This window comes from Billgrantia kenyensis, from assembly GCF_013697085.1.
GTDB lineage: Bacteria > Pseudomonadota > Gammaproteobacteria > Pseudomonadales > Halomonadaceae > Halomonas > Halomonas kenyensis.
Window position 1 is genome coordinate 29,683 of record NZ_JACEFT010000010.1, and the last position, 19,172, is coordinate 48,854.

General features: G+C 66.8%; 16 protein-coding genes. 8 read left to right on the forward strand and 8 right to left on the reverse strand.

From position 1 onward, the window contains the following. Positions 1–32 precede the first annotated feature (32 nt). The 3 genes from cysN to H1D44_RS09765 all read left to right on the forward strand — a co-directional run bounded on the left by cysN (position 33) and on the right by H1D44_RS09765 (position 3,412). On the forward strand, positions 33–1,472 hold the full coding sequence (gene cysN, locus H1D44_RS09755; protein ID WP_181514662.1) for a sulfate adenylyltransferase subunit CysN: 1,440 nt from the start codon (positions 33–35) through the stop codon (positions 1,470–1,472). A 206-nt stretch (positions 1,473–1,678) separates the two neighbouring features. Further along, complete coding sequence (locus H1D44_RS09760) at positions 1,679–2,761, forward strand: App1 family protein (protein WP_181514663.1); 1,083 nt, start codon at positions 1,679–1,681, stop codon at positions 2,759–2,761. A gap of 168 nt (positions 2,762–2,929) precedes the next feature. Beyond that, positions 2,930–3,412 (forward strand): 20S proteasome subunit A/B, encoded by a 483-nt coding sequence (locus H1D44_RS09765; protein ID WP_181514664.1) that lies wholly within the window; start codon positions 2,930–2,932, stop codon positions 3,410–3,412. 19 nt (positions 3,413–3,431) lie between these two features. Here the strand turns inward: H1D44_RS09765 and H1D44_RS09770 are convergent, their stop codons facing one another. The 6 genes from H1D44_RS09770 to hemP all read right to left on the reverse strand — a co-directional run bounded on the left by H1D44_RS09770 (position 3,432) and on the right by hemP (position 9,491). Then, positions 3,432–4,193 carry an ATP-binding cassette domain-containing protein gene (locus H1D44_RS09770; protein WP_181514665.1) on the reverse strand — a complete coding sequence of 254 codons (762 nt, stop codon included), beginning with the start codon at positions 4,191–4,193 and terminating at the stop codon, positions 3,432–3,434. Beyond that, positions 4,187–5,245, reverse strand: coding sequence for a FecCD family ABC transporter permease (locus H1D44_RS09775; RefSeq protein WP_220128041.1), 1,059 nt, complete (start codon positions 5,243–5,245; stop codon positions 4,187–4,189). Before H1D44_RS09775 ends, H1D44_RS09770 begins: the two co-directional genes overlap by 7 nt. Continuing rightward, positions 5,242–6,132 carry a heme/hemin ABC transporter substrate-binding protein gene (locus H1D44_RS09780; RefSeq protein WP_181514666.1) on the reverse strand — a complete coding sequence of 297 codons (891 nt, stop codon included), beginning with the start codon at positions 6,130–6,132 and terminating at the stop codon, positions 5,242–5,244. Before H1D44_RS09780 ends, H1D44_RS09775 begins: the two co-directional genes overlap by 4 nt. Then, positions 6,129–7,187, reverse strand: coding sequence for a ChuX/HutX family heme-like substrate-binding protein (locus H1D44_RS09785; RefSeq protein ID WP_181514667.1), 1,059 nt, complete (start codon positions 7,185–7,187; stop codon positions 6,129–6,131). Before H1D44_RS09785 ends, H1D44_RS09780 begins: the two co-directional genes overlap by 4 nt. Positions 7,188–7,201: 14 nt before the next feature. Beyond that, positions 7,202–9,193, reverse strand: a complete 1,992-nt coding sequence (locus H1D44_RS09790) for a TonB-dependent receptor domain-containing protein (protein WP_181514668.1) — start codon at positions 9,191–9,193, stop codon at positions 7,202–7,204. 106 nt (positions 9,194–9,299) lie between these two features. Beyond that, a complete protein-coding gene (gene hemP, locus H1D44_RS09795) occupies positions 9,300–9,491 on the reverse strand; it encodes a hemin uptake protein HemP (RefSeq protein WP_181514669.1) in 192 nt (63 codons plus the stop codon). 170 nt (positions 9,492–9,661) lie between these two features. On the opposite strand from hemP, the gene H1D44_RS09800 reads away from it, so the two are divergent. Further along, on the forward strand, positions 9,662–10,336 hold the full coding sequence (locus tag H1D44_RS09800) for a zinc metallopeptidase (protein ID WP_181514670.1): 675 nt from the start codon (positions 9,662–9,664) through the stop codon (positions 10,334–10,336). 12 nt (positions 10,337–10,348) lie between these two features. On the opposite strand, the gene cmoB is transcribed toward H1D44_RS09800, so the two are convergent. Further along, positions 10,349–11,338: a tRNA 5-methoxyuridine(34)/uridine 5-oxyacetic acid(34) synthase CmoB gene (gene cmoB / locus H1D44_RS09805; protein WP_181514671.1), complete on the reverse strand. Its 990-nt coding sequence runs from the start codon at positions 11,336–11,338 to the stop codon at positions 10,349–10,351. Position 11,339: 1 nt separating this feature from the next. After that, positions 11,340–12,083 carry a carboxy-S-adenosyl-L-methionine synthase CmoA gene (cmoA, locus tag H1D44_RS09810; protein ID WP_181514672.1) on the reverse strand — a complete coding sequence of 248 codons (744 nt, stop codon included), beginning with the start codon at positions 12,081–12,083 and terminating at the stop codon, positions 11,340–11,342. Positions 12,084–12,322: 239 nt separating this feature from the next. Here cmoA and pgi point away from each other — a divergent pair, with 239 nt between their 5' ends. The 4 genes from pgi to parC all read left to right on the forward strand — a co-directional run bounded on the left by pgi (position 12,323) and on the right by parC (position 19,146). After that, complete coding sequence (gene pgi, locus H1D44_RS09815; RefSeq protein ID WP_181514673.1) at positions 12,323–14,002, forward strand: glucose-6-phosphate isomerase; 1,680 nt, start codon at positions 12,323–12,325, stop codon at positions 14,000–14,002. A 55-nt stretch (positions 14,003–14,057) separates the two neighbouring features. Further along, a complete protein-coding gene (locus tag H1D44_RS09820) occupies positions 14,058–14,690 on the forward strand; it encodes a YqiA/YcfP family alpha/beta fold hydrolase (RefSeq protein ID WP_181514674.1) in 633 nt (210 codons plus the stop codon). 85 nt (positions 14,691–14,775) lie between these two features. Continuing rightward, on the forward strand, positions 14,776–16,656 hold the full coding sequence (parE, locus tag H1D44_RS09825) for a DNA topoisomerase IV subunit B (RefSeq protein WP_181514675.1): 1,881 nt from the start codon (positions 14,776–14,778) through the stop codon (positions 16,654–16,656). 228 nt (positions 16,657–16,884) lie between these two features. Beyond that, entirely contained in the window at positions 16,885–19,146 is a 2,262-nt protein-coding gene (gene parC / locus H1D44_RS09830) for a DNA topoisomerase IV subunit A (RefSeq protein WP_181514676.1), read from the forward strand. Positions 19,147–19,172: the final 26 nt, after the last annotated feature.

A 19,172-nucleotide genomic window follows, 5' to 3' on the forward strand; every position in this document is an offset into this window, starting at 1 on the left:
AGTGTCTGATCAATGATTTTCAGGATGTCACCATGGCCCACCAGTCTTCTCTAATTGCCGATAACATCGAGCAGTACCTGCACGAGCACGAGAACAAGGACCTGCTGCGCTTCATCACCTGCGGCAGCGTCGACGACGGCAAGTCGACCCTGATCGGCCGACTGCTGCACGACTCCAAGATGATCTTCGACGATCACCTGGCGGCGCTGACCCGCGACTCCAAGAAGAGCGGCACCACCGGCGATGCCGTCGACCTGGCGCTGCTGGTCGACGGCCTGCAGTCGGAGCGCGAGCAGGGGATCACTATCGACGTGGCCTACCGCTTCTTCTCTACCGACAAGCGCAAGTTCATCATCGCCGACACCCCGGGGCACGAGCAGTACACCCGCAACATGGCCACCGGCGCTTCAACCGCCAACCTGGCGATCATCCTGATCGACGCCCGCTATGGCGTGCAGACCCAGACCCGGCGCCACAGCTTCATTGCCGACCTGCTGGGCATCAAGCACCTGGTCATCGCGGTGAACAAGATGGACCTGGTGGGCTTCGACGAGGCGCGCTTCGATGAGATCGTCGCCGACTACCGTCGCTTCGCCGAGCAGCTTGCGGTCGACGACGTGCGTTTCGTGCCGATGTCGGCGCTGGAGGGCGACAACGTGGTCAACCGCAGCGACCGTACCCCATGGTATCGGGTCGATGGCGAGGCGGGACCGGCCCTGCTGGAGCTGCTGGAAAGCGTCGAGGTCAGCCGCGACCGCAATCTCACCGACCTGCGTTTCCCGGTGCAGTACGTCAATCGTCCCAACCTCGATTTCCGCGGCTATGCCGGTACCCTGGAGGCAGGCGTGCTGCGCCCGGGCCAGGCCGTCAAGGCGCTGCCCTCGGGCAAGATCAGCCGGGTAGAGCGCGTGGTGACCTATGACGGCGACCTGGAGGCAGCGTGGCCGGGCCAGGCGGTGACCGTGACCCTCGAGGATGAAATCGACATCTCCCGTGGTGACTGGATCGTCGCCGAGGATGCCGAGGTCACGCTGACCAATGCCTTCGATGCCGACATCGTCTGGATGCATGAGCAGCCGCTGACGCCGGGCCGGCAGTACGACATCCGCCTGGCCGGTCGCTCGGTGGCAGGCCGTGTGGAAGCCATTCACCACCAGGTGGACGTCAACACCCTGGAGCGACACCCGACCGAACGGCTCGAACTCAATGCCATTGCCCGCTGCCGGGTCGAGCTGACCGCCGAGGTGCCGCTCGATGCGTATGATCAGAGCCCGGGAACCGGCAGCTTCATCGTCATCGACCGGCTCTCCAACGTCACGGTTGGGGCGGGCATGGTGCGTCGTGCCGCCGAGGCGGCGGGGGGCACAGGCAGCGAGGTCGATTGGGCCGCCTTCGAACTCGAGTTCAACGCGCTGATTCGTCGCCATTTCCCACACTGGGAAGCAAAGGACGTGCGCGACCTGCTGCGTTAGATGCTCGCAGCGCTTGCCAAGTGTCTTTCGTCCAGGCGAGCCGCAGGTGGTTGAACAAACGGCGTTATCCTCCACACTAGAGACAGGGCGCGGCGCAAGTCGAGCCCTGTTGAGTGTCAGGGAGGAGACATGTTGCACCGCCAGGATTGGCCGACAGCTTACTGCATCAGCGATTGCCACCGGCTTGGTGCTTCTGGGGAGGCCGGATGACGGGCCTCTTCAGGCGCCTGCTGCGCAATGCTGCCCGTCCCATGAAGCGCGACCGAGGGCGCGGCGGCTACGTGGTGCATCCCTATCGCGGCTATGGCTCGCGCCACGAAGCCTTCCTCATGGGCAGGGTGTTTCGTCAGACGTCGTTGGGCGAGCGAATTCCTCGCTACGGCGTGCTGCGTGACTTGGCGGACATCGTGCGGCGCCTCCTTCGCCACGGTCTGCCCGAGGTCACCGTCAAGGTCAGGCTGGGCGACAACGTCACCACCGTGACCACCGATCGTGACGGCTACTTCGACGTTCACCTGCCCCTCGAGCACCCCCTGCCGCGGGAGGCCACCTGGCATCATGCCGACCTCCACGTGGTCATGCCGGGCGCGGAGCCGGTGCACTCCTTCGCCGAGGTCTACGTTCCCCAGGTCGGCGCCGATCTGCTGGTGATCAGCGACATCGACGATACGGTGATGTACACGGGGGTGGCCAACACGCTACGCATGGTGCATCGCCTGTTCGTCAAGCAGGCCCATCAGCGCATGGCCTTTCCCGGGGCAGCCGCTCTCTACCAGGCGCTGCACGCCGGCAGGAGCGGTAATGCCAAACGGCCGATCCTGTATGTTTCACGAGGGCCCTGGAGCATCTACGAGATGCTCGAGGAGTTCTTCCAGCTCAATCGTATCCCGGTCGGGCCGATCCTGTTCCTGCGTGAGTGGGGTATCTCGTTGCGCAAGCCGTGGCCGCGGCGTGCCGAGGATCACAAGTACGATATGATCAAGCACATGCTGTCGATGCGAGACGAACTGCCTTGCGTGCTGATCGGCGACAGCGGGCAGCACGACCCGGAGGTCTATGCCCAGATCGTGCATGAGTATCCCGAGCGCATTCGCGCCGTCTATATACGTCGCGTCGAACGTCGGTCCGAGCGCGAGCGAGCCATCAAGGCGCTGCGTGACGAGATACGCTATACCGGCTGTGACCTGGTGCTGGCCGAGGACAGTATGGACATGGCCCAGCATGCCTTCGCCCAGGGCTTGATCTCCTCGGCGGGGTTGGAAAAGGTGCGACAGGCCTCCTTTACTTAGCGCTCCCTTATGCTTGGATCGTGACGCCAGTCCTGGCCTTGATGGGTTACAAATCCTCGAGTTCGTGTGTCGATTTCTTGCATGTTTCGATCCTACCCTGCGCCTGTCGCAGGGGGCTCGTTTAAATCTCGTTGAGGCCCGCGCCATTCATCACCCGAGGTATCCAGCATGACCACAATCGTATGGGATGGAACGACGCTCGCGACGGATTCGCTGATCAGTGTCAACGGCTCGACCTATAACCATGCGCAGAAGCTGTTCCAGCTCGACAGCGGCGAATGGGTTGCCTTCGCCGGCGAGCAGCAGGAGTGGTGGGAAGTGCTGGAGTGGCTGCAGGCCGGGGCACCGCGTAACGACAAGCCGAACGTCAGCCGGGTCGAGATGATCATCGCCGGGCCCGACGGTGTCTTCGAGATGTTCAATAAGCTGGTGCGAATTCCCGTCAACGGCCCCGTAGCCTACGGCACCGGCTGGAAGTGGGCGCTGGCCGCCATCGACCACGGCAAGAGCGCCGTCGAGGCGGTGGAGTACGCCATCAGCCGCGATCACGACAGCGGCGGCGAGGTGCAGTCCGTCACGCCCAGGGTCAAGGTCTCGGTGCCCTTCGACGCCCTGATGCGTGACGTCGAGGCGACCCCCGTCACGACCTGAAGCGCTGTTTGGGGTGGGATCAGGGTGCCAGCAGCACCAGCGGCGAGCCATCGCCCTGGCGACTGCCCACCGTCAGCTCGGCATCGAAGACCCGGGCCAGGGTGCAGCCGTCGAGCACCTCGGCCGGTGTGCCCGCGGCAATGCGGCGGCCGCGCTCCAGCAGCCAGACGCGATGGGCGTAGCGCGCCGTCAGGTTGAGATCGTGCAGCACGCAGGCGATGGCCAGCCGGTGCGCCTGTGCCAGGTGGCGCAGCAGACGCAGGAGGCGCTGCTGCTGGCCGATGTCCAGTGCGCTGGTGGGCTCGTCCAGCAGCAGCACCCGGCCCGGTTCGGGCTGCTCGCTGCGTCCTAGTCCCAACTGGCACAGGGCGCGGGCGATCATCACCCGTTGGGCTTCGCCGCCCGAAAGGCCGAGGGCGCCGCGTTCGGCCAGCGCTTGGAGGTCGAGCAGTGCCAGTACCGCGTCGACTTCCGACTCAGTGGCCTCGCTGCCCAGGGCCACCAGCTCACGCACCGGCCAGTCGAAGCCCAGGGTGAGGCTTTGGGCCACCAGCGCCCGGCGTCGAGCCAGAGCGGCGGGATCCCAGCCCGCCAGCGGCGTGTCGTCGAGACAGACGGTGCCACGCTCGGGGCGGCGAAAACCGGAGAGCAGCGACAGCAGGGTGCTCTTGCCGGCGCCGTTGGGGCCGACGATGGCGAGCAGCTCTCCCGGCATCAGGCGGTCGCTGAACGGGACGAGGGTGGGCGGCCGGGCGAAGCCGGCCTCGATCAGGCTCAGCATCGCGCTCTCCGCTTCAGCAGCAACCACAGGAAGTAGGGGCCGCCGAGCAGGCTGGTGAGCAGCCCCACGGGTACCTCGGCCGGACTCGCCAGGGTGCGTGCCAGGGTGTCGGCCACGATCAGCAGCAGCGCACCGCCCAGCATCGAGGCGGGCAGCAGCAGGCGATGCCCGGGCCCCAGCCACAGGCGCAGGCAGTGGGGCACCAGCAGACCGAGAAAGCCGATGATCCCGGCCAGCGCCACGCACAAGCCAACTCCCAGTGCGGTGGCCACCACCACGTGGCGCTTGAGTCGCGGTGCATCGAGCCCGGCGCCGTGGGCGGTCAGCTCGCCGAGCTGCAGCAGGTCGAGCCCGCGGGCGCAGCGCAGCAGCCACCATAGCGCCGGCGGGATGCCGATCAGGGCGCCCAGGGTGGCGCTCCACAGCGCGTGGGAGAGGCTGCCCATACCCCACAGGCTGAGCTGGCGCAGCTGCTCGTCGCTGGCGATGAAGGCCATCACACCGCCCATGGCCCCCGCCAGGGTATTGATCGCCAGCCCCGCCAGCAGCAGGGTGAAGAGTGCCTCCTGCCCGTGCTGGCGCTGGCCCAGGGCGAACACCAGCACGCACACGCCGAGCGCACCGAGAAAGCCGGCAAGGAACTGGCCGTAGAGCCCGAGACTGCCGCCGGCACCGCCCAACAGCACGATCCACAGCGCCACGGCGAGGCCGGCGCCGCTGGCCAGGCCCAGCAGGGTAGGGTCGGCCAACGGATTGCGAAACAGTCCCTGCATGGCCGCGCCGCTGCCGGCCAGCATGGCGCCCACCAGCGCCGCCAGCAGCAGCCGCGGCAGGCGCAGTTGCCACCATACCTGCCAGGCCAGTGGGCTCGGCCACTCGCCGAGCAGGACTCGGGGCGAGAGCCCGACGCTGCCGCTCATTGCCGCCACCAGTAGTGCCGCCAGTACCGCCAGGCCCAGCAGAACGAGTACCTGACCGGGCGAGCGAGGCTGCTTTGTCAGGCCTTGGACCTGGCGTCGCCAGGGCCCGGCCAAGGGCAAGGTGCGACTCATGATGTCACTTCCCCGCAGGCCGCCCCGGCGCGCTCTTGCTCTCCATAAAGAGCCTCGTACAGCGCCATCAGTGCGGCAGGCGTACGCGGCCCGAAGCCGAGCAGCGCCTGGTCGTCGCAGACGATGAGGCGCCGTTCGCGGCCGGCTTGAGTCATGGCCAGGCCGGGAAGCTGCCACAGCCTGGCCGCGCCGCCGATGCCTTCTAACCCGCTGCGGGTCGCGATTGCCACCTCGGGCGCCACATCGACCAGGGCTTCCGCCCCCACCGCCTTGTAGCCGTTGAAGCCGGGGAAGGCGTTGCGCCCCCCGGCCGCTTCGATCACGGCCTGACCGGCAGTGTTGCGTCCTGCTGCCATGGGCGTCATGCCGCTGTGGCTGAGCAGGAACATCGCCCTCGGTGCCGGTTTCGGCGCGGCTTCACGCAGCTCGGCAAGCCGCGCGAGATCCGCCTCGATATCGGCGACCAGCACTTCGCCTTCGGCCGTGCGGTCGAGGGCATGTGCCACTGCACGAATCTTGTCGGGCAGTGAGGCAAGACTGGCTCCCTGCTCGATGCGCACCACCTCGACGCCCACGGCTTCGAGCTGGGCCAGTACCTCCCGCGGCCCGGCCGCGGCGGCCACGATCAAGCGCTCCGGGGCAAGCGACAGGATGCCTTCCGCCGCCAGCTGACGCAGGTAGCCCACCGAGGGCAGCGCCGCCACGCTCTCGGGGTACTGGCTGGTGTCGTCGCGTCCCACCACGCCTTCCAGTGCATCGAGGGCGGCAAGTATCTCAGCCATGTCGCTGCCGATCACCACGGTGCGTGGTGGTGAGGCGGACGCCTGCATGTGCCAGATCAGCAGAGCCAGGCTGGCCAGCCAAGGCAGCCAGGACGGTAGCCTCATGCCGCAGCCTCGCGGGCATCGAGGCCGTCCAGCAGCTGACGCCATTCACGGCGTTCTCCCTGGCCCTCGCGGCGCTCGGCGTAGATCTGCAGCACCAGCCCGCCCTGGGCATCGAAGGCCTCCAGGCTGGTAACGCCGCCATCGCGATTGGGCTTGTGCACCTGCCACGCGCGGGCGATGTTGGCGTCGTCCAGATGCAGGGTGAAATCCTTGCCGAACAGGTTGAGCCAGCCGCGCATGCGCTGTGGCGCCGGAACCTTGCCGGTGCGGATCTGGACGCAGCCGGGGCTTGCCACGAACAGCATCAGCGGCAGTTCGCCGCGGGCGGCCTCGCGCAGCGCCGTTTCGCAGGCGCCCAGGTGCAGCGCCCGGGTGAAACGGCCCTCCATCAGAGCGTTGGCCTCGTGGCGACGCAGCTGGTGACGGTTCAGCAGGCCGAAGAACTGATGCACATCGCTCAACTGCGCCCACTCCTCGTCCAGAGTGGGCACCGTTGGCAGGGCGCGTGGCAGCGGCTCGGCGGCCTGGGTAAAAGCGGGCTCCTGCGTGCTGGCTAGTGCTCGCAGATCCTGCCAGGTCTTGGGGGGCTCCGCTGCCAGCGAGAACAGCTTGTGCAGGGCGATGCCGTGTCGGTCGAAGATCTGCACGCTCAGGCGCTGGACGGTGCCGCCCTCCTTGCCGGGCATGCGGTCGCGGATCAGGCAGGTCCAATGCCACTGGGTCAGGTGCAGGCGCAGGTCCAGCCTGCCCGGGTCGAGCAGCAGGCCGGCCTGCTCCGAGCCGCGCAGGGTCGGGTAGCATCCCTGTTGTTCGAGCACCGCGTGGCGTGAGCGGGTCAGCGCCTTGACCTCGCCCAACCGGTGAAAACGCGAGGCCAGCGCATGGGGCGACAGCGGCAGGGTGAACACGTCGCGGCCGAGGCGGGCGGCCTGAAGTTCACCTTCGCTGATGCTCAGACGCCGGGCGATGTCCAGCGCCGGCAGGTGAGGGGTGGCCTCGCGGGCGGCGTCGAGGGCGTCGAGGATGGCTTGGCGGGTTTGGGTCGAAGCGTTCATGTATCTCTCCTTGGTCACCATTGAAGGCTGATATTGCCGAGCAGGCTGCGACCGTCGCCGAGGTTGCCGTCGGGGCGGTACCACTCCTTGTCGGCAACGTTGCGGAGCTTGAGCGAGGCGGAAAGCAGCGGCGAGAACTGCCAGGCGAGCTGCACGTCGTGCAGGCCGTAGCCGGGCAGCGCTGCGTCCTCGCCCTGCTTGTCGAAGGAGCGGGCGAAGCGACCGCGCCAGCCCAGGGTCAGGTCGGGGCCGACCAGGTGGTAATCGAGGCCGGTAAGCGCTTCCAGCGGTGTCAGGCTGCCCAGCGGCTCGCCGCTGTCGCGGTCGTGACCGCTCACTTCGGCCAGGCCGAGGAAAGCCGTGACGGGAGTGTCCGCAGGCGACCAGTCGAGGCGGGCGTCATAGCCCCATAGCCGGGCGCGGTTGACGTTGGTGGCCCGGGTGGTGCCGGCGAAGATGTCGACCTCGGTGTCGATGAAGTCCTCGGCGCGGGTATCGAAGTAGCTGGCACGCAGGCCCCAGTCGCCGAAGCGCCAGGCCAGGCCGCTTTCCCAGCTCTTGCTGGTTTCCGGGCGCAGGTCGGGGTTGGGTACCCAGAAGTTGTCGGGCACACAGACGAAGGGGCCCATGCAGAAGCCGCCGAAGTGGCGCTCGTCGGCGTAGAGCTCGGAGAGGGTGGGGGCGCGGAAGGCCTCGGCATAGCCGCTGTAGAGCATCAGATCGCCGCTGGGGCGCCAGGCCAGACGGAGGCGCGGCGAGACCCGGCTGCGGTCGCTCTCGCGGCCCTGGCTGTCCTCGGCGGAGTAGCCGTCGTGGCGGGCGCCGAGGCCGAGGTCGAACTCGCCGACACCGCCCTGGTCGAGATAGCGGCCCACCGTCAGGGTGTCGTCGAGGTAGAGGGCAACGCTGTCGATGTCCGCCTCGGGGAAGCCCGAGGCCGTGCCGCCTGGGCGCTGGGTGGCTCGGCTCGCCTCGGCGCCGAAGGCCAGCGTCTGCGACAGCCAGCCGTGATCCAGGCGATGGTAGCCGTCGCTCTGCACGCCCAGGCGCTCTAGCGTACGTTCTGCGCCGGGTTCCTCGATGTTCTGACGGCTCAGGGTCAGGCGAGTGTCGATCTGGGTGACTGGTGCCGGCGACCAGCGGTGACCCAACTGCAGGTTGTCGCTCGTGGTGTCGCGGTTGCGCAGCTCGCCTTCGATCACTAGCTGCTGGGGGTTGGACGGCTGGGTGGCGTCTTCGGCGTAGTGCTGCCAGCTGGCGAACAGGCGGTGATCGCCGTCGAGCTGCCAGCCGCCCTTGGCCAGCAGGCTGTCGAGGCTGGCATCTTCCGGCGTGGTCTGGCCCCCGGCGCGGCGGATGTCGCCGGACTCGCTGCGGCCCAGGGCGAGTAGGCCGTCGAGGCTGCCGCCGTCGGCCAGGTCGCGTTTGCCGAACAGGCTCAGCGTGGCGCCGAGCTCGTTGTTGGCAGTGGCGCCGCGCAGCGAAAGCCGGGCGCCGCTGCTTTCACCCGAACGCAGCAGATCCTCGGCGTCCACCGTCTCGAAGCTGACCACTCCGCCCATGGCGTTGCTGCCGTAGAGGCTCGACAGGGCGCCGCGGGCCACCTGCACCTCACGCAGCAGCGTGGGGTCGAGGAAGAAGTTGCCGAGATGGCCGGTGTCGATGTCCTGGCGCACGCCGTCGAGGCGTACCAGCACGCCGTTCCTGCCGAAGCCACGCAGGCTCAGGGTCTGGCCGTTGCGTCGCCCCTGGCCGGCCACGTGCAGTCCGGGCTGGTCGGCGAGGATGTCCTCGACCCGCGAGGCGGTGGCGAGCGTTGGGTCGTGGCGATCGATCGTGTCGACGATCAACGGGGCGAAGAAGGTGTCCGCCGGGGTACGCGTCCCGGTCACCACCAGCGGTGCCAGCTCGGGCAGTGTGGCAGCGTCGGGAGGCGTCTGGGCCAGGGTGATAGGTGACAGTACCAGCAGCGCCAGTGCGCCGCTGCAGCTCGATGCTCGCTTCATGTTCCTGAAGTTCCCTTGTCGTATCAGGCGATGAGCGGCTGGCTGGGTGGCGAAGGCTACCTGGCTGGCGTTCTTTTCGTCGGAGTTATGGGTTCGGTCGTCGGCGTTATGAGGTCAGTATCAGTTTTCCATTTCGCGTCTCGCGCAGTTGGTAACGCTTGCCGCGATGCTCGATGATCAATTGGCCCCGCTCGTCGAGCAGCCTGCTGCTTTCGATTACGCTCGGTCTGCCCGCTGAATTGAACCCTTCGGTGGTCTGCGCGCGGGCCTTTGTCGGGTCGGGGGAGGTTGCGCACATGGTATCGGCCTGAATGGGTTATTGTGTCAAACGCGAATAATTATTGTTTTTGTCGTGGCTGGCGTCAAGTCCCGGCATCAGTAACGGCATCAAGAGCTGGGGCGACGCATGAACCTGAAACGGGTAGGCTTGGTCCAAATTCGAGACACTGAAACGAGACCGCAAACGCCATGATCGTGCTGCTGATCGCCTTTCTGCTGGCCATCTTCGTGCTGCCTAACATGTGGGCCAAGTGGGTGCTCGCCCGCCATTCCAAGGGGCGTGACGACTATCCCGGCACCGGCGCCGAGCTGGCCGACCACCTGCTGAGGCGACTGGGTATCGAGGGGGTCAAGGTGGAGATGACCGAGCACGGCGACCACTACGACCCCGAGGCTCGAAGGGTGCGACTCTCCCCCGAGCACTACGAGGGTCGCTCGCTCACCGCGGTGACAGTGGCTGCCCATGAGGTGGGCCACGCCATCCAGCACCATGAAGGTTATGCGCCGCTGACTGCCCGGGCGCGCATGGTGGGTGTGGCCCAGCGTGCCGAGAAGCTGGGCGCGCTGCTGATGATGGCCGCTCCGTTCCTGTTCATCCTGACCCGCCTGCCTGGGGGGATGGCCATGGTGATCGCCATGGCGGTGATCAGCTTCGGCACTGCGGCGCTGGTACATCTGGTCACGCTGCCGGTGGAGTTCGATGCCAGCTTCAATCGGGCACTGCCGCTGCTGCGGGAGTACGTCCCCCCCTACGACATGCCTGGCGCACGCCATGTGCTGACCGCCTGCGCCTTCACCTACGTGGCCGCCTCGCTGGCCAGTATTCTCAATCTGGGGCGCTGGCTGGTCATCCTGAGACGCTAAACCGCGGTACTGCTAGAGTCGGTTGGCCAGGATGACCGCCCGGCGCGGCGCGGGGTAGCCCTCGCGGGTTAGGGTGGGGTCGGCCGGGTCGAGGAAGTCGGCCAGCGACTGGAAGGTCATCCACTCGGTGGAGCGCTGCTCCTCCAGGGACGTGAACGCTTCGTCCACCACCCGCACGTTGACGAAGCCGCAGCGCTCGAGCCACTGGCACAGCGCTCGGGACGAGGGCAGGAAGTAGACATTGGGCATGGCGGCGTAACGCTCGCCGGGCAGCAGCACCGTGGTGGCGTCGCCTTCCACCACCAGCGTCTCCAGCACCAGCTCGCCGCCGGGGCGCAGGGTCTCCTTGAGCTGCAGCAGATGCTCCAGCGGGGAGGGGCGGTGGTAGAGCACGCCCATGGAGAACACCGTGTCGAAGAACTCGAGCCTCTCCGGTACGTCCTCGATGCCCACCGGCAGGAAATGAGTGCGCTCGCCGTCGGCATTGCCGATGAAGTGACGCAGCGCCTGGAACTGGAAATAGAAGCGCGGCGAGGGGTCGATCACCAGCACGAAGGCGGCCCCGGCGCCGGCCATGCGCCAGGCGTGGTAGCCGCTGCCGCCGCCCACGTCGAGCACCCGCCTGCCGCTCAGTGGGGCCAGGTGGGGGGCGACCCGCTGCCACTTCCAATCGGAGCGCCACTCGGTGTCGATGTGAATATTGGCGAGCCGGTAGGGGCCCTTGCGCCACGGCATCAGCTTGCGCAGCAGGTTCTCGCACTGGCGCCGCCGGCTCTCGTCTAGGGGGCAATCCACCGTTACGGTATCGACGTCCAACTGGACGTCGCGGGCCTCGGGCAGCTCGGGCAGCTTGGCTACCGCTTTCTCCCAGGCGGGAAGGTCTCCGAAGCGCTTGCGGTCGAGGCCGCGGGCCAACTGCTCCGGCAGGCGAGCCAGCCAGGTATCCAGCCCCTGGTCGATAAAGGCGTAATAGAGCGCGCGGTGTTCGGCAGGGATCGCCACCTCAGGCCTCCTTGAATGCGATCAGCGAGGCGAAGTTGAGGTACTGGAACCAGGTCAGCGAGCGCGGGAAACCGGCCCGCGCCAGGCGTGCATGGTGGGCTTCCAGGGTATCCGGCACCAGCACGTTCTCCAGCGCCGTGCGCTTCTGGCTGATCTCCAGCTCGCTGTAGCCGTTGGCGCGCTTGAAGTCGTGGTAGCGCTCTACCCGCCAGGCATTGTCGCGTTCGTCGGGGTCTATCACTTTCTCCGAGAGTACCAGTACACCGCCCGGTTCGAGGGCGTTGTACAGGCGCGCCAGCAGCGTCTCGCGGTCCTCGGGGGGCAGGAACTGCAGGGTGAAGTTGAGGATCACCATGCCGCAGGGCTGGTAGTCGAGGGTGCGGATATCGCCCTCGATCACCTCGACGGCATGCTCGGGGCACTCTGCCGACAGCGTCTCACGGGCGCGAGCCACCATGGCCGGCGAGAGGTCCACCGCGGTGAGGCGAAAGGCCTCTGGCGGCAGTTGGCCGGCCAGGGCCAGGCTGGCGGCGCCCAGCGAGCAACCCAGATCATAGACATGGGCGCCATGCCGCAGGTGACGGCCGGCAATCAGCCCCAGCATGCCGAGGATCTGGCCGTAGCCGGGCACCGAACGACGAATCATGTCGGGAAAGCAGGCCACCACTTGCTCGTCGAAAGAGAAGCGCGCAAGCCGGTCGAGGGGTGTAGAGAAGATCGCGTCGCGATAAGATGCGTCACTCATGATCAGGCCGGTGATGTTGAACAGGCCGGTATTCTACGCTTGCTGTCGGCCGGCTGCACGGATAGCGCCGAATCGGCTGCAAGTTGTCGCGGAGCGGATTCGAGCGGAGCGTGGCGACACGCTCGCGCTATGGATTTACAGGCGGATACAAGGCTAGCCTGTGTTAAGTGGGTTTGCCCGATATTGGATGGAAACCGTCGACGACACGGTTGCTCTCGCAAGAGTCAAGGAGGATTTCGATGAACCAAGCACCCATTGATCAGACCGATGCCTGGCAGCGGTTGCAGGAACATGCCAGGGAGCTGCGCGGCACCCACCTGCGCCAGCTGTTTGCCGACCCGAAGCGAGGCACGGCTTTCACGCGCCGCGCGGCGGGGCTGACCCTCGACTTGTCCAAGCAGCGCTGGAACGATGCGACGCTTGCGCTGCTGCTGGAGCTGGCCCGCGATGCCGGTGTCCCGCAGGGTATCAAGGCGCTGCTCGAAGGCGAGCACGTCAATATCAGCGAAGATCGCCCGGCGCTTCACAGTGCGCTGCGCCTTCCCGCCGACGCCTCGCTCATCGTCGATGGCGAGGATGTGGTGCCTGGGGTGCACGCCACTCTGGATCGCATGGAGACCATGGTCGAACGCCTTCACGCCCGGCAGTGGCGCGGTGCTACTGGCCGGCCGATCCATGACGTCGTCAACCTGGGTGTCGGCGGTTCCGACCTCGGTCCGTTGATGGTGACCCATGCCCTGGCCGATCACCGGCCGGCCGATGCTCACCATGTGGAGGTTCACTTTGCCTCGACCATGGATGGCTCGCAGCTTGTCGACTACCTCAAGCGCTTCAATCCCGAGACCACGCTGTTCGTCATCTCGTCGAAGTCCTTTACTACCATCGACACCCTGTCGAACGCACTCACCGCCCGCGATTGGCTGATGGCTCGCCTGGTCGAGGACGGCATTCAGGGAGTGGATGAGAAGATGGTGATGCGCCAGCACTTCATCGGTGTCTCGGCCAAGCCCGAGAAGATGAGCGAGTGGGGCATCGCCGAAGCCAATCAGCTGCTGTTCTGGGAGTGGGTCGGCGGTCGCTACTCGCTGTGGGGCGCCATCGGGCTGCCCATCGCGCTGGTCATCGGGATGCAGGGATTTCGCGAACTGCTCGCCGGCGCCCACGCCATGGACGAGCATTTTGCCCAGGCGCCGCTCGAAGACAACCTGCCGGTGATGCTGGCCCTGGCCGGTATCTGGAACGTCAACTTCCTCGACATCCGTGCCCACTCGATCCTGCCTTACGATGGACGCCTGGAGCACTTCGCGGCCTACCTCGAACAGCTCGAGATGGAGTCCAACGGCAAGTCGGCGACCCACGACGGCGATCTGGTGAACTACTCCACCTGCCCGGTGCTGTGGGGGCAGCTCGGGCCCAACGCCCAGCATGCCTTCTACCAGCTGCTGCATCAGGGCACCCAGCCGGTGGTGTGCGACTTCATCGCGCCGCTCAAGCGCTACGACAATGTCGAGGACGTGGCTACCCGTAACCACCTCAAGGCCCAGCATCGCCTGACCCTGGCCAACTGCTTCGCCCAGTCGCGGCTGCTGATGCTGGGGGACGACGCCATCGACGAGCCGGGAGAGCGGCCGGGCCACAAGCGCTACCGTGGCAACCAGCCATCCACCACGCTGCTGCTCGATCGCCTGACGCCTGCCACCCTCGGCGCGCTGATTGCGCTCTACGAGCACAAGGTGTTCGTCCAGGCCACCATCTGGGCTATCAACCCCTTCGACCAGTGGGGCGTGGAGCTGGGCAAGCAGATTGCCGGTGAAACCGAGCGCATCCTGGCCGATCACCGGGGGCATGAAGGCATGGACGCCTCCACTCGGGGGCTGATCGAGGCGGCATGGCAGGCCGAGCGGGAGAACGAACGTTGAAGTGGCGCACAGCTAATGATGCTTTCCGGCTGGTAATGCATACAGTGACTTGGGTATGCTGAGCGCACCGCTCTCGCCGCAGCCAGTGAGCGGGCTGCTCTACCTGCATGGCTTCAACAGCGGTTATGGCTCGCCCAAGGCAGCATTGATGCGTGGCGCCTGTGCGGCGATCTCCCTACCCTGCGAGACGCCGCAGCTGCCGCATCGCCCCGCTGCGGCCCTGCGCTCGGCTGAAGCGCTGCTGAGCGAGCTGGGACCCCATCCGCTGCTGGTGGGCAGTTCCATGGGAGGCTTCTTCGTCACTTGCCTGGCCGAGCGGCATGAGCTGCCGGCGGTGTTGGTCAACCCAGCGGTAAGACCGGCGCGACTGGTGGCAGAGTGGGTCGGTGAGGCCTTTTTCAACGAACACACCGGCGAGCGCTTCATGGTCGAGCCGGCGCATCGCGAGGAGCTGGTCGAGCTGACCCCGCAGCGGGTCACCCCCGAGCGCTACTTGCTGCTACTGGGCACCGCCGACGAGACGCTCGATCCGGCGGACGCCTTCGCGCTCTACCGGGGCGCCCGGACGTTGCTTCACCCCGGGGGAGATCACGTCTTCGGCATGCTGGAGTCGTATCTGCCGGCGGTGTTGGCCTATGGTGGTCACCGGCTGCTACCGGGGAGTCTCGACACCATCGCAGCGGATTGAATCTGCTGCGGGAGCACGCTGGCCAGGGAAGGGCGGGGAAGCCGGCTGGGAGCGCAATCGAATTCGTAATGGCTTTGGGACACGCATGACACAGTACAGTGCCAGCTCAATCGAAGTACTCTCCGGTCTCGATCCGGTGCGCAAGCGCCCCGGCATGTACACCGACACCACCCGCCCCAATCACCTGGCCCAGGAAGTCATCGACAACAGCGTCGACGAGGCGCTGGCCGGCCATGCCCGGGAAGTCACCGTGCGCCTGCTCGAGGATGGCGGCATCGAGGTATCCGATGACGGCCGCGGCATGCCCATCGACATCCACCCCGAGCATGGCGTCTCGGGGATCGAGCTGATCCTCACCCGGCTGCACGCCGGCGGCAAGTTCTCCCAGTCCAGCTACCGCTTTTCGGGCGGCCTGCACGGCGTCGGGGTGTCGGTGGTAAACGCCCTGTCTCGGCGGCTGGAAGTGGAGGTGGTGCGCGACGGTGCCCGACACGCCATGGCCTTCGAGCATGGCGACAAGGTTTCCGAACTGGCGGTAATCGGCAGTGCAGCCAAGCGTGCTACCGGCACCCTGGTACGCTTCTGGCCCGACGAGTCCTACTTCGACAGCCCGAAGCTGGCGCTGGGCCGGCTCAAGCACCTGCTGCGGGCCAAGGCGGTGCTGTGTCCGGGGCTCAAGGTGACCCTGGTGGAAACCGATGGCGCCGAGAATGTGTGGCAGTACGAGGATGGCCTGCGCGACTACCTGGCCCAGGCCACCGACGGCTTCGAGGTGCTGCCGGCCTCGCCCTTGGTGGGCCACTTCGCCGACGACGAGCAGGCGGTGGACTGGGCGGTGCAGTGGCTACCCGAAGGCGGCGAGACGCTGATGGAGAGCTACGTCAACCTCATCCCCACGCCCCAGGGCGGCACCCACGTCAACGGCCTGCGCTCGGGCCTGCTCGAGGCCCTGCGCGAGTTCTGCGAATACCGCAACCTGCTGCCGCGGGGCGTCAAGCTTACCGCCGAGGACCTGTGGGAGCGGGTCGCCTACGTGCTCTCGGTGAAGATGCTCGACCCCCAGTTTGCCGGCCAGACCAAGGAGCGTCTCTCCTCACGCACGGTGGCGGCCTTCGTCTCCGGAGTGGTGAAAGACGCCTTCTCGCTGTGGCTCAACCACCACGTCGACCAGGCCGAGGCGCTCGCCGAGCTGGTCATCAGTGCCGCCCAGCGGCGCCAGAAGAGCGCCAAGAAGGTGGCGCGCAAGAAGGTCACCTCTGGCCCCGCCTTGCCCGGCAAGCTGGCCGACTGTTCCGGCCAGGATCCGGCCCAGGGCGAGCTGTTCCTGGTGGAGGGCGACTCGGCCGGCGGCAGCGCCAAGCAGGCGCGCAACCGCGAGACCCAGGCGATCCTGCCGCTGCGCGGCAAGATCCTCAACACTTGGGAGGTCGACAGCCACGACATCTACGGCTCCCAGGAGGTTCATGACATCGCCGTGGCGGTGGGCATGGACCCGGGCAGCGACGACCTCAGCCAGCTGCGCTACCACAAGATCTGCATCCTCGCCGACGCCGACTCCGACGGCCTGCACATCGCCACGCTGTTGTGTGCACTGTTCGTGCGCCATTTCCCGGCGCTGGTGGATGCCGGCCACGTCTTCGTCGCCATGCCGCCGCTCTACCGCATCGACTTGGGCAAGGAGGTCCACTACGCCCTCGACGAGAGCGAGAAGGCGGCGATCCTGCGTCGCCTCGAGGGCAAGCGCGGCACGCCGAACGTGCAGCGTTTCAAGGGACTGGGCGAGATGAGCCCGCTGCAGCTGCGCGAGACCACCATGGCGCCGGAGACCCGTCGCCTGGTGCAGCTCACCCGCGAGGCCGGCGACGGCACCATGGAGATGATGGACATGCTGCTGGCCAAGAAGCGCGCCGCCGACCGCAAGAGCTGGCTGGAAGATTATGGCAACCTGGCGGATATCGAAGTCTGAATGAGTGAGCCTTTCTGCGCTCGGCCAGGCGGTGTTAGCCACTGCGCGCCAAATGCTCATTTACAAGATGTAAACTCCGCTTTGTCGCGCAGCGGCTGCCTACCCTGGCCTTCGCTCGAAGCGGCTCCGCAGTGTATGGGGAAGACGGAGTAGGGCTAATCGGCGCCTGCCGCCGGGATAGCCGCGGCCGGAACGAGAGACATTGAACCCTGACCAAGGGCATATCGTATGACCATGGATATCCAGGTAGCGGAGGGCGACGTCGAGCGCCTCTCGCTGCGCGAATACACCGAGAAGGCGTACCTCGACTACTCGATGTACGTCATCCTCGACCGGGCGCTGCCGCATATCGGCGACGGCATGAAGCCGGTGCAGCGACGCATCGTCTACGCCATGCGCGAGCTGGCGCTGAACGCCAGCGCCAAGTACAAGAAGTCGGCGCGTACCGTCGGCGACGTGCTGGGCAAGTTCCACCCCCACGGCGACAGCGCGTGCTACGAGGCGATGGTGCTGATGGCGCAGCCGTTCAGCTACCGCTATCCGCTGGTGGACGGTCAGGGCAACTGGGGTAGCCCCGACGATCCCAAGTCGTTCGCGGCGATGCGCTACACCGAGTCGCGCCTGTCGAAGTTTGCCGAGGTGCTGCTCGCCGAGCTGGGCCAGGGCACCGTCGACTGGACCCCCAACTTCGACGGCACCATGAACGAGCCGGTGGTGCTGCCGGCGCGCCTGCCTCACGTGCTGCTCAACGGCGGCACCGGTATCGCCGTGGGCATGGCCACCGACATCCCGCCGCACAACGTGCACGAAGTGGTCGAGGCCACCTGCCACCTGCTGCGCCACCCCGAGGCCACCACGACAGACCTGCTCGAGCACCTGCCGGCCCCCGACTTTCCCACCGCAGCGGAGATCATCACCTCCCGCGACGACCTGCGTAAGCTCTACGAGAGCGGGCGCGGTTCGGTGAAGCTGCGCGCCCGCTACACCCTGGAAGAGGGCAAGGTAGTGGTCACCGCCGTGCCCTACCAGGTCAGCGGCGCCAAGGTGCTCGAACAGATCGCTGCACAGATGCAGGCCAAGAAGCTGCCCATGGTGGCCGACCTGCGCGACGAATCGACCCACGAGGAGCCGACGCGACTGGTGATCGAGCCGCGCTCCAACCGGGTCGACATCGAGGCGATGATGGCGCACCTGTTCGCCACCACCGACCTCGAGAAGAACATCCGCGTCAACCTCAACGTGATCGGCCTCGACGGCCGGCCGCGGGTGATGCCGCTGCCGGACATGCTCGGCGAATGGCTCACGTTCCGCCGCAAGACCGTGCGCCGGCGCCTTGAGCATCGCCTGGGCAAGGTCGAGGATCGCCTGCACATCCTCGAAGGCCTGCTTGCCGCCTACCTCAACATCGACGAGGTGATTCGCATCATCCGCGAGGAGGACGAGCCCAAGAGCGCATTGATGGCGGCCTTCGGCCTCTCCGACCGCCAGGCCGAGGCGATTCTCGAGCTGCGCCTGCGCCACCTGGCCAAGCTCGAGGAGATGAAGATCCGCGGCGAGCAGGACGCGCTCGAAGCCGAACGCAAGCGCCTGAAGGCGTTGCTCGGCAGCGAGGCCAAGCTCACCGACCTGATCGAGGAGGAGCTGCGCGAGGCGGCCCGCGAACACGGCGACGAACGCCGCTCGCCCATCGTCGAGCGCAAGGAAGCCAAGGCACTCTCGGAGGTCGAGCTTGTCGGTGCCGACCCGATCACCGTGGTGCTCTCCGAGAAGGGCTGGATTCGCGCCGCCAAGGGCCACGATATCGATCCGGAAGGGCTTTCCTACAAGTCCGGCGATCGCTTTGCCCTGGCCGGTCGCGGCAAGACCAACCAGCCGCTGGTGCTGCTCGACGACACCGGCCGTGCCTACACCCTGGCCGCCCACAACTTGCCCAGCGCTCGCAGCCAGGGCGAGCCGGTCACCGGGCGGGTCAACGTGGTGGCCGGTGCCCACATGGCCGGATTGATGCTGGCCCCGCCCGAGCGCCGCTACCTGCTGGCCAGCGACGGCGGCTACGGCTTCGTCGCCAAGCTCGAGGAGCTGACCGGCAAGAACAAGTCGGGCAAGGCGGTGCTTTCGGTGCCGAAGGGCTGCCGGGTGATGGCACCGGTGCGCGTGCCTGAGGGCGAGGACATCTGGGTCGCGGCGGTTTCCAACGAGGGACGCCTGCTGCTGTTCCCGCTGGAGCAGTTGCCCGAGATGGCCAAGGGCAAGGGCAACAAGATGATCGACATCCCTGGGGCGCGTGCCGCCCGGCGCGAGGAGCTGGTGCGAGACATCGCCCTGGTGCCCGCCGGCGCCACGCTCATCGTCCATGCCGGCAAGCGTCACCTGACCCTGAAGGACGCCGATCTTGACTATTATCGCGGCGAGCGTGGCCGGCGTGGCAGCAAACTGCCCCGCGGGCTGCAGAAAGTCGACCGACTGGAAGCATCGAGCGTCGACAGCTGAAAAACATGAGAGCGCGGCCCCCGAGG